The following is a 14,104-nucleotide window of genomic DNA, read 5'->3' as shown; positions in this document are numbered from 1 at the left end:
CTATTGAATTGATTGATGATTCGCGTGCAATCCTCTGTCGTTCATCCAGCGGTCAGCACTCGCCAGCTTCGCTCGGTTTCCCAGCATCGCTAGCAGTACGGAACGATGACCCGCACCCGCATGTAGCGGACGCATTCGGGTTCTCGATGGTAAACCCGCCGCCCATTGCCGACTCCTTGAAGTCGATTTCGAGGCCATTCAAATATTTCATGCTTTCATTATCAACTACAACCTTGAGGCCGCTCATATCGAATGCTTTATCGCCCTCATTCTCCTCGTCATCGAAGCCCATTCCGTAAGAGAAGCCGCTGCAGCCGCCTTCCTTAACGCCTACCCGCAGAAACAAATTCGGAGTTTCCTCCTGTTCGAGCATTTCTTTTATTTTCTCATTCGCCGATTCGCTAATGTTAATCATACTGTTCCCTCCTTCTTAGACGTCCTGTGACAGTCCAATATCTACAGTATACTCCACATCCTAAATCCGCTCAAGAGACGGAGGACCAAGTTCCGCATCGGTCCGTTTTCCATCATGCTTTTCTAGTTGCTGCACTTGCTCAGGAGGTTTATAATAAGGACAGTCCTTGCTTAAAGACCGTTGTTTACGGTAATTGCAAGTTATTTTTTTCACAAACTATATAAGACAACCGCCAGTACTCGCCAAATCGGCCGTATTCCGACCGAGTGTGCTTATACCTTATTTATTAACTTTCGGACCCAGTCGGCGCCCGGCGGATTAGGAGGAAATCCTCATGAACGTAATTATTCAGACAGAAGACAAACAAATGCAGGAGATTATGGAGAAAGTCCATCACGGCCAGAGACTTTCAAGGGAGGACGGGGAGTTTCTCTACCGCTCTGACGACCTGCTCTCCATTGGCAGAATGGCCAATGAAGCTAACCTGCGCAAGAATGGCCACAAGGTTTATTTTATCGAGAACATGAGCCTGTACTTTACGAACGTATGCGAAGCGCGCTGCGCCTTCTGCAATTTCAGGAAGGACGAGGGCGAGGAAGGCTCCTACACGCTGTCCGGAGAGGAAATGATTGCTTATGTCGATCAGCACATCCATCCTGGTGTAAGAGAATTCCATATCGTCGGCGGTCATAATCCCCATGTCCCGTTTCAATATTATGTCGATTCGTTAAAAGCATTACATGAGCGTTACCCTGAAGTGACGCTTAAAGCCTACACCGCAGCAGAAATCGACTTCTTCTCCCGCATTAGCGGACTCAGCTATCGAGAAGTCCTTCAAGAGCTCATCAAGGCCGGCCTAAAGAGCTTGACCGGCGGTGGGGCGGAAATTCTATCCGATGAATATCGCAAGAAAATGCGTGTTGACAAAGCCGATGTGTCACAATATCTCGATGTGCATCGTACTGCTCACAGTCTTGGCTTGAAGACGCATACGACAATGCTTTACGGATCGGTCGAGAAGCATGCGGATCGCATAAATCATATGCTGCAAATCCGCGAGCTGCAAGACGAAACGAACGGATTTCTTGTATTCATCCCGCTGTCTATGCAGCCGATCAGTCCAAAAGCTGGGATTCGCCGCCGCAACTCGGCATTCGAGGATTTGAAAACCATTGCGATAAGCAGACTGATGCTCGATAATTTCCAGCATATTAAGGCATACTTTATCAATATCGGCACACAGCTAACACAAGTGTCGCTCACGATGGGCGCATCCGATGTTCATGGCACGATCGTCAAGGAACGGATCAGCCACGCTGCCGGGGCGCTTACACCGGAAGGGATTACGCGCGAGGATCTGATCTGGCTTGTCAAAGGCGCTGGGCGTATCCCCGTAGAGCGCGACACCTTCTACAACGAAGTGAAAATTTACGAATAGTACGCTGCACCCGGGCATCAGAACATACTACGGCTTGGCTGATGTCTACAATATACGACGTACAAATCAGAAGGTTGGGATGCCATGAAACGGTTTGTAATTCTTGGCGGCGGCTACGGCGGCCTTACTGTAGCACATGAACTGCTAGAGGGCGAGCTTCCCGATGATACAGTGATTGTGCTTATCGACAGAATGCCCCATCAGGGCTTGAAGACAGAATATTACTCGCTAGTTGCAGGAACCTCTGCAGACATCGATTTGCGTGTCAATTTCCCTTACGATCCGCGATTGATCATTACTTACGGAGAAGTAACAGACATCAACCTGTCCGCCAAGCATATTATGCTCGCCGGACAGGAGCCGCTTGAATATGATTGGCTCGTTGTGGCGCTTGGCTGTACGGACAAGTATCACGGCATCGAAGGCGCAGAGCTGTATTCCAACAGCATTCAGACGTTGTCGTCAACGCGCAAAACCTATCTGGCTGTCAATGATGTCAAAGCTTACGGGCAGGTGACGATCGTCGGCGGCGGTCTAAGCGGCGTTGAGGTTGCTTCAGAGCTTCGAGAAAGCAGGCCAGACCTTAATATTCGCATTCTCGATCGCGGTCCGTCTATACTCTCCGCATTTCCCGACAAGCTGCAGCAATATGTATCGTCATGGTTTCTGGAGCATGAAGTCGAGATGAGAGGCAACGTATCGTTATTCAAGCTGGAGGAGGGCGCTCTGCATGACACCAATAATCCGGTGACGCTTGCAACAGATGTTACGGTATGGACGGCTGGCATACAGCCTGTTCCAATCGTGCAGCGGATGAAGCTTCCCAAGGACAATCAGGGACGGCTTATCGTCAATGAGTTCCATCAGCTGCCCGAGCATACAGATGTTTTCGTTATCGGCGATTGCTCTTCTCTGCCGTTCTCACCTAGCGCTCAGGCCGCAGAAGCACAGGGCAAGCAGGTAGCTGAAGTGATGCAAGCCGTATGGAATGGCAAAACGCCCCGGCTTTCACAAATCAAGCTCAAGGGCGTTCTAGGTTCGCTCGGCAAGAAGGCCGGCTTTGGCTTAATGGGACAACGGTCCATCAAAGGCCGCGTGCCGCGTGTGCTCAAGAGCGGCGTACTGTGGATGTCGAAGCATCATTTCGGCTAAATGCTTACAGTGGTGCTCGGCCGCCTAATCTGCTACATATCGTCGATCAGGCGGTCGAGCGCTTCACGCTCGGCTCGCTGCGATTCGACAGCCTCCATAATGCGTAATAACAGCTCCTCTGCCGTCTCTGCAGCGACAATCTCGCCGTTGACCAGTCCGAAGGGGAACAGATAGCATTCGCCGCAGTTGCCCAGACAGCCGTATTCGATGACATCCAGCTCGGGATTGTCCTCCAGTTGTTTCATAATACGTCCTGTCCCGTGATGCATATTGCTGGCACAGAATTCAATGATCGGCTTTAACATGTATTTTCACCCTGCTTTATATGATATCCATTTTCAATTCGTTCACTTTGTACTATAATAGGGGAGAAAGGAGTTGATTGCAATGAGTGAAAATGCACAAAGCACCATGTACGATGAAGTATTAGACGTTCTTGACAAGCTCCGTCCGTTCCTGCAACGCGATGGCGGCGACGTTGAGCTCGTTGATGTAGAGGACGGCATCGTTAAGCTGCGTTTGGTTGGCGCTTGCGGCAGTTGCCCGAGCTCGACAATTACGCTTAAGGCAGGAATCGAGCGCGCGTTGCTTGAAGAAGTCGAAGGCGTACAAGAGGTTATGCAAGTGTTCTAGGCACGCAGAAACCGCCCTACAACAACAATAAGAGTCTTGCCGACGGATCAGCGCTTGTCGCACTGATGCCGGTAAGACTCTTTTTTCTGTGCCAATCACGGCTCTCGAATCGTGTTTTTAATGGGATCAAAGCCGCCGGTCACATCAATGATATTCCCTGTTAAGTAGTCAGACTGCGGCAGACACAGGAAGGAGATCACCCTTGCGATATCCTCTCCACTGCCTGGGCGAACGCGAGGTGACTCCACATCCAGCTCACCGATGACATCAGCAATTGTCCGCTCCTTGTTCGCGCCGCGTATATCACCGGGGCATACCATATGCACCGTAATGCCATTGCCTGCTTCCTCGACAGCCAGTGATTTCGTAAAAGACACAAGTCCGGTCTTCGCTGTTGCATATACAGCGCGATGCGGCCAAGCACGGCCCTCTCCAGCATGTCCGAAGCCGAAGTGGATAATTCGTCCCCACTTCTTCTCCCGCATGCTTGGCAGAAGCTTATGATCCAGCAGCATAACGCCCAGCAGGTTGCCATTCACAAGACCGATAATATCCTCCACACTATAATCTGCGAAGGATCTCCGCTCCCGGATGAACGGGCCCGCATTGTTGATTAGAATATCCACTCCGCCCGTCGCGGACCAGCGTTCTGCCTCTCGCGCAAGACGCTCCACATCGGTTTGATTGGCAATGTCTGCTCTTATAGCAGTCGCTCTTACGCCCAACTGCTGGATTCTCACCGCCAGCTCCCTGGCTTCCAGCTCGCTGGTGACGTAGTTGATTACAATATCGCAGCCCATCCCAGCAAGCACTAGCGCTGTCATTTTGCCTAGTCCCTTGGCGCTGCCAGTTATTAAGGCTGTCCTGCCCTGAAGCTTCACGAGCGTCCCTCCTCAAGGAAGACGATTCCGATTACTTGCGTTTCCGCAGCTGCGAGCAGGCATGATTGAAGGTTAAGCGAAGCGTCTCCAATACCATATCTACACCCTCGGCAAGGTCATCGCATTGCTTCTGCAAATTTTCCAATCGCGGATTGCCATTGTGAGTCTCATAGATTTGCTTCAGATCGTCCTGCAGCTCAGAATTCATATAATGAATCTCCGTGTTGCGCCTCTTTCGCAGACGAGCGAGCACATCCTTGTTGCTCTCCTTCAAATTGTTCAATGCCACCATCAATTCAATGTGAACATGACGCACACGCATCGTTCGAAGAACAGTGAAATAGGAGAAATGCGGCTTGATCCGCTCTGTCTGCAGGCCAAGAAAATCGTTCATAAGCGTACCCAGCTTATCAAGCAGAGCGAACAGACGGATGAAGGCGTTCTTGTCGTAATACACATACCTTTGATAGAAGACCCGCTCTTCCTGCGACATCGCAAGCAGCAGCTGTGACTTCACCCGTGCCGCATACTGATTCGCGGCGTACTGGCTTTGCTCCAGCTCATTAAGAGACGACAGCAATCCCAGCGTCCATATCTCATACTTGCGCAATCTGGAATCCTGATCACGTTCATTGGCAATTTGCTTGCGAAGCATCTCGACAAACCGCTCCATTGCCTGCATTGATTGTAGAAGTCTGCCTTCCGATATTCGCGGCGGTTCGCCGAAGAGCATTCGCAGCATCGTCGATTCTAATCCTCCTGCGCTGGCAGCTCGGCGCCCGAATCTGTCCGGGCGACTGTCAGCTCAGCTATGATAGTGTTATCTTCAGGCACAACCGTTATATTCAAGTACGGAAATATTCATTCCATCTGCGGTCCACAAGCTCCACAATATCATCCCTCGCCACAACCTCATCCGGATATCCCGGCTTCATCCGGGCATCAATGACGATCGGCAGCTCATAGCCGATATGATGACGATTGACGATCATCCCTGCATAGATATCATCCGCTGGATTAAAGCGTGTGAACACCGTCCAGAGGAACGGCGTCTGCGCTCTGGCGATTGAAGCGTCATCCACCAGCATAACGAGCGGCCAGCGTGTGCTGTTCGCCTGCAGCCTTGCCAGCAGACGCTGCGCAAGCTCTGGCTCCTGCTCGTAAGCCGCCCCTGAGACGACGAGACAGCCGCGGCAGTAGACCTCAATGCCATTGATCTCATCAATCGGTCCTTCGTCATATTGGCCTGGCAGCTCGCGTACAGGCTCGCCAACGCCGAGCATTACCGCCTTGCTGCCATGATTCAGCTTGCCGCTCGTATAATCGAGCGTATCATGCGAGGTCTTATCGAACACATACAGGTCCGTCTCCGGCTTGAACCGTTCCAGAATCCGCTCCAGAAGAACATCGAATTTCGCCAGATCAAGCGGCTGATCCGTGATCATCAGAAATTTAGTCAGCGTAAGCTGTCCTTCACCAAGGATGCGGAAGGCAGTCGCCAGCGCTTCTCTGGAATAGCTCTCCCGCACGATTGCTGCGGCAAGCGCGTGAACACCTGTTTCCGCATAAGCCCATAGATCCTTCACTCCAGGCATAGCCATCGGGAATGCAGGAGATAGAAGCCGCTGCAGAAACTCGCCCAAATAGTAATCCTCCTGGCGAGGCTTGCCGACAATCGTCGCCGGATAGATCGCGTCCTTCCGATGCCACATATGGCTGACATTGAACACAGGGAAGTCATGCGTCAACGAATAATAGCCGAAGTGATCGCCGAACGGACCCTCCGGACGCCGAACATGCGGCGGCACAGAGCCGCTAATTACAAATTCCGCTTGCGCCGGAATTCTGTGGCTGCTGTGCGGGTCCTGTACAACCGGCAGCTTGCCTCCGATAATGAGCGATGCCAGCATTAACTCCGGCAAATGCTCCGGCACTGGAGCAATCGCCGCTGCGATCAGTGCAGGCGGTCCGCCAAGAAAGACAGAGACAGGCAGCGCTTCATTGCGCTTCTCCGCCTCATAGTAATGGAAGCCGCCGCCTTTATGTATTTGCCAGTGCATGCCTGTCGTTGAATCATCGAATATTTGCATCCGATACATGCCCAGATTATGCTTCTTGCGATGCTCGGGATGCTCCGTGTAGACCAGTGGCAGCGTCACGAACGGACCGCCGTCAAGCTGCCAGCTCGTCAGTGCAGGAAGCCCTGCCAAAGGCCGCTCCTTCTTATACACCTCAAGGATCGGGGCCGAAGCAGGCGCAACCCCCTTCAATCCTACCTTTAGCATATCCCAGGCGAGTGTCCGCTCCCCCCATATTGCCTTGGGCGTTGGCGGCATAATCCGGTCAACAGCGCCGATAATTTGCTTCATCAACGCTTCCGGACGCGGTCCGAAGGCCAGATCAACCCGGCGGTTCGTACCGAACAAATTCGTCACAACAGGAAAAGGACTGCCCTTCACATTGGTGAACAGCAGCGCCTTCCCTTCCTCTTCGATAACGCGCCGATGAATTTCTGCAATTTCGAGATAAGGGTCAACCTGCGCATCAATAACCGCCAGATCCCCTTCACGGCGCAGCACCTCTATCATTGCCCTCAGATCTGTTAAGCTCATTCCTTCTCCCGCCCTTCACGCCATTTCCATGATCGAATCGTCAGATCGGCAAGAACGCCGAACAAGCCGGATATAATGATATTGTGAAACATGCTTGTAAATAGAAACCAATCTTCATTCTCAATCGTTGCAGTCAGCCACGCCCCGCTCAGCACCTGACATAACACAAGCACAAAAGCGATTGTGGCCGACAGTCGAAGTCCGCGGTTCGTCTTGCAGACACGATTGACATGCAGTGCCAGCCAGCCGATAAGAATGAAAATAACCATCGCACCCAGACGATGAATGAACACGATACGGGTAGCGCCCTCCCATTCAGGAATAACCTCACCATTGCATAGCGGCCAGCCAAGGCAACCTCCGGCCGATTCCGTATGGCGGATAAAGGCGCCCAAATAAATGACGAAATAGCTGTAGATCAGTATAGACAGCGAGAAAATCATTACAGAGCGCGGGACGCCAACAGCAGGTCTGCTAATACCGCTGCCTCGCTTCATCCTGTTCGCCCACAGCAGCAGCAGCAGTGTGCTTGCAAAGGCCATAATAGAGAAGCCGAAGTGAAGCGCCATAACCGATGGAGATTGCGGCCACTTCACCGCAGCCGCTCCCAGCAGCGCTTGCAGGACAGTGAAGAAGCCCGCGCTGCTGGCGTAGAACACGGCCTCGCGGCTTGTCCGATGGCGTACAAGCGTCATAATGAAAATAGCCAGCACAAGCAGTCCAACAATACCACTTACAAGCCGATGCGAATATTCAATTAGAGATTCCACTGTATAAGCGGGAATAAATTTACCATGACAGAGCGGCCAATCATCACCGCAACCAAGACCGGAATCGGTATTCGTTACGAGTGCGCCTGCCAGCAGCACAATGAGCATTCCAATACAAGTCGCCGCGGCGAGACTGCGATACCGGCTGGAAACCAAAGCAATCACCTTACTTCCGAAAAGAATCAACTTCCATTATATCGAACTAAAACGACAAATTCCATGTTCAAAATGTGAACGTCCGCACCGCAAACAAATAACGTCCGCAAGAATCCGGATTCCCGATTCCCTGCGGACGTATTCATTCCTGCTGCATTAGCTGCCCATCGCTTCGGCAACCTCAATTGCACGATCCAGAAATTGCTCGATCTCCTCGCGCGTTTTGCGCAGCTTGCTCACAAAACGTATAAGCTCCTTGCCATTCCGGAATGCAATGAAGCTTGGAATGCCAAGAATATTAAGCTCACTGCACAGGTCCGGCAGATCATCGCGATCAATCTGGGCAAATTCGATTCTGCCCGCATATTTCGTCTGAACCTCCGGCATGAATGGCTCAATGTAATGACAATCCTTGCACCAGGTTGTCTTGAACACAACTACCGTAATCCCGTCAGCGCCAACTGCATCTCTGAACGCTTCGTCTGTCGTTATCTTTCTCATCTGGACTACTCTCCTTAATTGCGCCGCAGGGGCGCCTATAGTTCGCGTTCGATGAGGAAAAACCCTCTTTCTTCACCATCGTACTCTTCCCACCTCGTCGTACCGCCCAATGCTTTGGCCAAATCTTTACCCGCGACATACGTTGTGCCGCTCACAACAGTCGCAGGAAACGCCCATGTCAGCTTCTTCCCGTTAACGGTTGCTATATTGCTGCCCGTCTTAAGATGAATTGTCGTATTCGTAGCCTCATCATTGATCTTAATCGTACCAGTAGCCGCATCCTTCGTCAAAGTCGCTCCAAGATCGTTAACCGTATCACGAAGCGATACGATCGTCACACCTGCAGGTGTCAGAATCCAATCCGTATATACCGATTGTCTCGTAATATGCAGATCGTTGCGGAGCAGATTGTACGTATCCGAGCCCTTGCTGAAATTGCTGAGCAGTTGATATCCTTCCATCCTGAACAAATCTTCCATCGAGATCGCATCGTCAGCGGCATTCGGCGCCTCAGGAGCAACCTTGCCATTCACATTCCATTGTTCTCGCGATATTTTGATCCAGATATTATCGAATCCGAATCCTCCGTCTTCCTCATTAAGCCGGGACTGGAAATTAAATTCCAGATCTAACTTGCGAATATCCAGCTTGCTGTCCACCAGAAGATCTGCCTTCACATACGTGCCGTCATTGAACAGCTCCTCCAGCATTTCCGGCTCTTCCTTCTCCGTTCTCTCCAGCTCGGCTTTATAATCCGTCAGCATCGTCATATAGAGATCAACGGCCTCATCAATCTCATCCGACTTCTCATCAGCCTCTGATATCGAACCGAAGATACTCTCCCCGCCTGCCGATTCCATCAGCTCGGACTGGCTGTACAGCAGATCCATCAGCTCGCCAAGCATCTCGCGCAGACCTTCCTTATTGTTAGCCAATGCGTCTATGTAGGACTTGGTCCAGGTCCACATTTCTTTGCCCTTTAATTCAGCATGCACCTTGAAGCCGTTCACCGATTCACCGCCAACACTCTCTTGAGCAGGCGCAACCGTCAGATTCGTAGGATTAGGCAGATTGTCAATCGCGAACCCTCCAACAAGCTCCAGCATTTTATTGCTGGTCTCAAGCAGACTCTCCTCGCTCAGCGCTTCCTCTTCAGAGAGCTCCTCCTCCCCTTCTTCCACGGGCTCTTCGAGATCGAACACGAACGGCTTGCTTGCGCCGTCGATCTCAATGACCATAAGCTTATCATTCATCTTCACCGAGAAGCCGACCATCTTGCCGCTAAAATCCAGACTGCCGTCCATGGACATATTCTGCTCATCCGCAATCTTCACATGATCAAGCTGAAGCTTGAAATGAGCAAACAGCTCCATCAGCTTGGCCGTCTCTTCGCCCAGCATGGCATTCATGCCCTCATTCATAACCGATGGCGTCAGCTTGATCTCTATCGTTTCGCTGCCTTCGTATGCAGTTACCTTCAACGTGTTCTTGAGCATGGTATTGAAATCAAGTCCGCCCACCGCTTGACAGCCTGCCACCACGATCAGCACGATTGCAAGCAGCGCCGCCCCTATCGTTTTCCTGCTCCAATTCCATAATCTCATAACTAAAAATCCCCTCTCCATGGGTAAAAAGACTAAGGTCTATTCTACCATGGGCAGGGGATTATTGGAAGAAGGAAGAATCATTGCGAATTGGCGTTAGAACGCGCCGCTATGCGGATTATCGGGCTTAGCAGCTTGCGCAGCGGCCCTGGAAACTGACGGGCATCCTCAGCTGTAACGACACGCAGCAGAACAAGAAGCAGGACATATAAACCAAGTGAAACGATGCCTGTAGCAGCTGCCGAGAGAAAGTACATCGCTTTCCCTGGCAAAGCGTCCATCAGGCTTCTGCATGCCATATCTGTCGCCCAGCCTGCGCCAGCCGAGATTGCAATTGTCAGCAAATAGCCGATCCAGCGCGTGCCCAGCACGGAGAACGCGACCTCTTTCTTAATCACTCTTAAATTAAGCGATGCAATCGTAATGAAGCATAGCGTTGAAGCTAGTATAAGACCATACACACCCATGAACGGCGCAAGCGCCAAGCTTAGGAGTACCTTGATGACTAGCCCAATAATCGTACTCTTCATCGGAACTCGCGTCTTGCCAAGGCCGAAGAGAACCGAGCTGCTCGTCATCATCGTAATTTGAAAGATTGTGCCCACTGTAAGCGCGGCGACCACGCCGCTGCCGCCTGCACCGTCAAAAATAAGTCCTGTCACTGAAACAGCCGCAACAGTTAGCGCCAGCGCTGCCGGTACGCCTGTGAAGACGACGATTCGCATGACGAGCGCCGTTTGCCGCTGAACCTCCTTCACATTACGGGCCGCATAGGCCGACGTAATGACGGGAATTATCGACGTACTGAGCGCAATCGCCAGAATGGGCGGAATGCCTGCCAACGCCTGCGCTCTCATCCCAAGCCAATCGTAAGCCTGCTTGGCCGCATCATAGCTCGTATAAAAGCCGCTCGTCAACCGAAGAAACAAGCTCGTATCGAAATTGTACATAAATTGAACCGTCATCGCTGCGATTACAATCGGAATAGAAATCGAGAACATTTCCTTGTAAATGGACCGATAAGGCAGCTTCTCTTGCGGGGCTTGAATTCTCGCAGAAGCTTGCTTCCCCGCAGCCAGCCCAGTCTTCGCATCCTTCGCATCCATACGACGAAGCCTGCGGGCATACAGCAGCATCACGGCAAATGCGCCGATGCTGCCAAACACACTGCCGAACGTTGCAGCTGCGGCGATCCAGCGGTCTCCCCATCCCCATGTGAGCACAAGCAGCGCAAGTCCGACTGCGACAAGCACGCGCGCTACCTGCTCAACAATCTGAGAAATGCCGCCAGCCATCATCATTTGACGGCCTTGAAAGTAGCCTCTCATCATGGCGATGACAGGGAAGAGAAGCAGCGCAGGCGCAATCGCCCGAATGGAGGTCGACGCATCCGGCACGTCCATAATGTATGCAATTTGCGGCGCCAGCACGAACATCAGGGTAGCAATTACGACACCTGCTGCTGCACCGAACCATAACGCCGCCCGATAAATCCGCTGCGCCTCACCCGGCCTGCCTATGGCGTAACGTTCCGATATCATTCTGCTTATCGCGCTCGGGATTCCGCCCGTAGCAATAATCAATAAGAGCAAGTAAATATTATTGGCGGCACCAAAATAGATGCCGCCTTCCTTGTCCATCATATAATCCAGCGGAATGCGCTGGAAGAGCCCTAGAAAACGGGCTACCAGCGCTGCTGCCGCAAGAATAATTGTTCCTTTAATCAGTGAATCTTTTTTTACCACGCTCAACATCCGCCTTACCTTGTTTATTTCGCCTTGATGGGTTCCAGCGGCTCATGATTGCCGCGGATTGGAGCAGCCGCACCGCTTGGCGCCGCCCAGCGGATGCCGTTCTTGATCACTTGCAGCACATTGGCGTTGTAATAAGTCGGGTAAGTCTCATGACCTGGGCGGAAGTAGAAGATTTTGCCTTGGCCGCGATTGAACGTACAGCCGCTGCGGAATACTTCGCCGCCTTCAAACCAGCTGACGAAGATCAGCTCGTCGGGAGCCGGAATATCGAAGTGCTCGCCGTACATCTCTTCACTCTCAATTGTAAACTGCTCAGGCAGTCCAGCCGCGATCGGATGCGCCGGATTAACGACCCAGATGCGCTCCTTTTCGCCGGCTTCGCGCCATTTCAGATCACAGCCTGTGCCCATGAGTGTCTTGAATATTTTGGAGAAATGGCCAGAGTGAAGGACGATCAGCCCCATGCCGTTCCATACGCGCTGCTTCACACGCTCAACGATGGCGTCGTCAACCTGATCATGCGCCATATGGCCCCACCAGAGCAGCACATCGGTGTTGTTCAGAACTTCCTCCGTCAAGCCGTGCTCAGGCTCCTCCAGCGTGGCGGTGCGAACCTCGAAGTTCTCCGTTCCGATACCGTCAGCAATTGCCTTATGTATGCCGTCCGGATACACCTTGCGTACAACCTCATTGTTAATCTCATGCTTGAACTCATTCCACACTGTAACTTTAATCATACTCGCTTCCGCCTCCTATAGAATCCATATGATGAATAAAACAATCATACCCAATTGCAGAATAAACTTCACAACCATACTGGAAAATAATCCGACAAGCGCTCCCAAGCCAACCATAAACGACTTTTTCAAATCCGAGCCTGCACTCATCTCACCGATTATCGCGCCAAGCAGCGGTCCAAGAATAAGGCCAAATGCGGGAATAACGAATGGACCGATAATAATGCCGATTGTACTTCCCCATACAGAAGCCTTGGAGCCGCCGAACTTCTTGACGCCCCACGCGTTTACCGCATAATCTGCGACGAATAGCACAACGACGATAATTGTCTGAATCGACCAGAACCAGAATCCGAACGGCTCCCACGAGATAAAGAAGCCGTATACGAAGAATGCGGCATAAATTGCGAGCGCTCCCGGCAGAATCGGGAATACCGCCCCGGCCATCCCGACAACAAACAACAGAATCGTAATGATCCAACCGACTATTTCCATAACACTATCACCCCTTCAGGACATAATCCCGAATCAGCTGTGCAACAGCATGTTCGTTATTCGTCACCGCAACAGCATCCGCTGCCGCTTTGACCGCATCCTGAGCATTGCCCATGGCAACGCCAACGCCGGCTTCCCGGATCATCGCAATGTCGTTCATGCTGTCACCCATCGCTGCCACCTGCGACATGTCCAGACCGAGCACCTTGCACAGCTCGCGAAGCGCGGTTGCCTTGGACACGCCCTCGGGATTCAATTCCAAATTCCAAGGTGACGAGTTAGTAATTTCCATGCCGCCCCAGCCCGACACCTCCTCCAGAATACGCTCGCGCATGACGTCATCCTCCGTGTAATAACCGAATTTGAGCCAATGATGATCGTCATAGCCGCCTGCTGGCTTGATCCATTTCTCTTTGTTGTAGATGTCTTCAACCGAGTAAGCCCAGAACCAGCATTCCTCATTGCGGAGCGCAACCTCATGGAGCCGCTTAATATAGCTCGCCGGCATAAGCGAGCGCTTATGCAGAACATGCGGGCGACGCCATATCTCGCCTCCATTGACCGTAATCATCGGCGTATCGAGCTGTAATTGCTCCGCATAAGGAAGTGCGCTTTGAAATCCGCGCCCTGTTGCGAAGCAGACGAGAACACCTGCGTCGATCGCCTTACTGATCCAGTGCGCGTTCTCACTGCTAATCTCACTTTGTTCATTAAGAAGCGTTCCATCCATATCAAGCGCCACTAATTTGATGTTACTCATGAAAGCCTCCCCACTGCTGCATAACAAAGCCAGTTTCATATGCTGTCTAACGTCTAACGACATAGTAGCACATTTTCGGCGGAATCCAAACCGGCAGGCCACCAGCAGGCTCAGCAGATGGAAAAGCTATGACTTCATTATAGAGAATAGATCCTTAGAACGGCTATCCGATCTTGCGCAGTTTTTGTTGTAAATT

The 14,104-nt window shown here is 51.8% G+C and carries 15 protein-coding genes; 3 read left to right on the top strand and 12 right to left on the bottom strand.

The genetic code is table 11. The features are described from left to right. Positions 1–52: 52 nt before the first annotated feature. A complete protein-coding gene (gene erpA, locus L6H65_RS16925) occupies positions 53–415 on the bottom strand; it encodes an iron-sulfur cluster insertion protein ErpA (protein WP_236343778.1) in 363 nt (120 codons plus the stop codon). A gap of 334 nt (positions 416–749) precedes the next feature. Between erpA and mqnE the strand changes: the two genes are divergently transcribed. Next, a complete protein-coding gene (gene mqnE / locus L6H65_RS16920) occupies positions 750–1,853 on the top strand; it encodes an aminofutalosine synthase MqnE (RefSeq protein WP_236343776.1) in 1,104 nt (367 codons plus the stop codon). An 84-nt stretch (positions 1,854–1,937) separates the two neighbouring features. Continuing rightward, a complete protein-coding gene (locus L6H65_RS16915) occupies positions 1,938–3,005 on the top strand; it encodes an NAD(P)/FAD-dependent oxidoreductase (RefSeq protein ID WP_236343775.1) in 1,068 nt (355 codons plus the stop codon). A gap of 32 nt (positions 3,006–3,037) precedes the next feature. Here the strand turns inward: L6H65_RS16915 and L6H65_RS16910 are convergent, their stop codons facing one another. Continuing rightward, a complete protein-coding gene (locus tag L6H65_RS16910; RefSeq protein WP_236343774.1) occupies positions 3,038–3,310 on the bottom strand; it encodes a YuzB family protein in 273 nt (90 codons plus the stop codon). Positions 3,311–3,392: 82 nt separating this feature from the next. Between L6H65_RS16910 and L6H65_RS16905 the strand changes: the two genes are divergently transcribed. After that, positions 3,393–3,638: a NifU family protein gene (locus L6H65_RS16905; protein ID WP_090578360.1), complete on the top strand. Its 246-nt coding sequence runs from the start codon at positions 3,393–3,395 to the stop codon at positions 3,636–3,638. Positions 3,639–3,733: 95 nt separating this feature from the next. Here L6H65_RS16905 and L6H65_RS16900 read toward each other — a convergent pair whose 3' ends face one another. The 10 genes from L6H65_RS16900 to L6H65_RS16855 form a co-directional block, all read right to left on the bottom strand. After that, positions 3,734–4,519, bottom strand: a complete 786-nt coding sequence (locus L6H65_RS16900; RefSeq protein WP_290370442.1) for an SDR family oxidoreductase — start codon at positions 4,517–4,519, stop codon at positions 3,734–3,736. A 31-nt stretch (positions 4,520–4,550) separates the two neighbouring features. After that, positions 4,551–5,261, bottom strand: a complete 711-nt coding sequence (locus tag L6H65_RS16895) for a Cthe_2314 family HEPN domain-containing protein (RefSeq protein ID WP_236343773.1) — start codon at positions 5,259–5,261, stop codon at positions 4,551–4,553. Positions 5,262–5,364: 103 nt separating this feature from the next. Then, positions 5,365–7,131, bottom strand: a complete 1,767-nt coding sequence (locus tag L6H65_RS16890; RefSeq protein WP_236343772.1) for a UbiD family decarboxylase — start codon at positions 7,129–7,131, stop codon at positions 5,365–5,367. Next, positions 7,128–8,066: a COX15/CtaA family protein gene (locus L6H65_RS16885; RefSeq protein WP_307728355.1), complete on the bottom strand. Its 939-nt coding sequence runs from the start codon at positions 8,064–8,066 to the stop codon at positions 7,128–7,130. Before L6H65_RS16885 ends, L6H65_RS16890 begins: the two co-directional genes overlap by 4 nt. Positions 8,067–8,213: 147 nt before the next feature. Further along, positions 8,214–8,597 carry a thioredoxin family protein gene (locus tag L6H65_RS16880; protein ID WP_290370443.1) on the bottom strand — a complete coding sequence of 128 codons (384 nt, stop codon included), beginning with the start codon at positions 8,595–8,597 and terminating at the stop codon, positions 8,214–8,216. Then, positions 8,594–10,162: a copper amine oxidase N-terminal domain-containing protein gene (locus L6H65_RS16875; RefSeq protein WP_236343769.1), complete on the bottom strand. Its 1,569-nt coding sequence runs from the start codon at positions 10,160–10,162 to the stop codon at positions 8,594–8,596. Before L6H65_RS16875 ends, L6H65_RS16880 begins: the two co-directional genes overlap by 4 nt. A gap of 80 nt (positions 10,163–10,242) precedes the next feature. Then, positions 10,243–11,907: a putative polysaccharide biosynthesis protein gene (locus L6H65_RS16870; RefSeq protein WP_236343767.1), complete on the bottom strand. Its 1,665-nt coding sequence runs from the start codon at positions 11,905–11,907 to the stop codon at positions 10,243–10,245. Between the two features lie 23 nt (positions 11,908–11,930). Continuing rightward, entirely contained in the window at positions 11,931–12,653 is a 723-nt protein-coding gene (locus L6H65_RS16865) for a ThuA domain-containing protein (protein WP_236343765.1), read from the bottom strand. A 15-nt stretch (positions 12,654–12,668) separates the two neighbouring features. After that, positions 12,669–13,148, bottom strand: a complete 480-nt coding sequence (locus L6H65_RS16860; RefSeq protein ID WP_236343763.1) for a DUF456 domain-containing protein — start codon at positions 13,146–13,148, stop codon at positions 12,669–12,671. 7 nt (positions 13,149–13,155) lie between these two features. After that, positions 13,156–13,908, bottom strand: a complete 753-nt coding sequence (locus L6H65_RS16855; RefSeq protein ID WP_236343762.1) for a Cof-type HAD-IIB family hydrolase — start codon at positions 13,906–13,908, stop codon at positions 13,156–13,158. Between the last annotated feature and the right edge of the window lie 196 nt (positions 13,909–14,104).

It is taken from the genome of Paenibacillus plantiphilus (assembly GCF_927798095.1).
GTDB classification, from domain to species: Bacteria; Bacillota; Bacilli; order Paenibacillales; family Paenibacillaceae; genus Paenibacillus_Z; species Paenibacillus_Z plantiphilus.
This window is presented reverse-complemented; position numbering and strand designations above follow the sequence as displayed.

Excerpts from the sequence above, each read along its gene's own strand:
- L6H65_RS16875 (WP_236343769.1), bottom strand. The coding sequence starts at position 10,162 with ATGAGATTATGGAATTGGAGCAGGAAAACGATAGGGGCGGCGCTGCTT.
- L6H65_RS16895 (WP_236343773.1), bottom strand. The coding sequence starts at position 5,261 with ATGCTGCGAATGCTCTTCGGCGAACCGCCGCGAATATCGGAAGGCAGA.
- erpA (WP_236343778.1), bottom strand. The coding sequence starts at position 415 with ATGATTAACATTAGCGAATCGGCGAATGAGAAAATAAAAGAAATGCTC.
- L6H65_RS16905 (WP_090578360.1), top strand. The coding sequence starts at position 3,393 with ATGAGTGAAAATGCACAAAGCACCATGTACGATGAAGTATTAGACGTT.
- L6H65_RS16915 (WP_236343775.1), top strand. The coding sequence starts at position 1,938 with ATGAAACGGTTTGTAATTCTTGGCGGCGGCTACGGCGGCCTTACTGTA.
- L6H65_RS16855 (WP_236343762.1), bottom strand. The coding sequence starts at position 13,908 with ATGAGTAACATCAAATTAGTGGCGCTTGATATGGATGGAACGCTTCTT.
- L6H65_RS16860 (WP_236343763.1), bottom strand. The coding sequence starts at position 13,148 with ATGGAAATAGTCGGTTGGATCATTACGATTCTGTTGTTTGTTGTCGGG.
- L6H65_RS16890 (WP_236343772.1), bottom strand. The coding sequence starts at position 7,131 with ATGAGCTTAACAGATCTGAGGGCAATGATAGAGGTGCTGCGCCGTGAA.
- L6H65_RS16910 (WP_236343774.1), bottom strand. The coding sequence starts at position 3,310 with ATGTTAAAGCCGATCATTGAATTCTGTGCCAGCAATATGCATCACGGG.
- mqnE (WP_236343776.1), top strand. The coding sequence starts at position 750 with ATGAACGTAATTATTCAGACAGAAGACAAACAAATGCAGGAGATTATG.
- L6H65_RS16865 (WP_236343765.1), bottom strand. The coding sequence starts at position 12,653 with ATGATTAAAGTTACAGTGTGGAATGAGTTCAAGCATGAGATTAACAAT.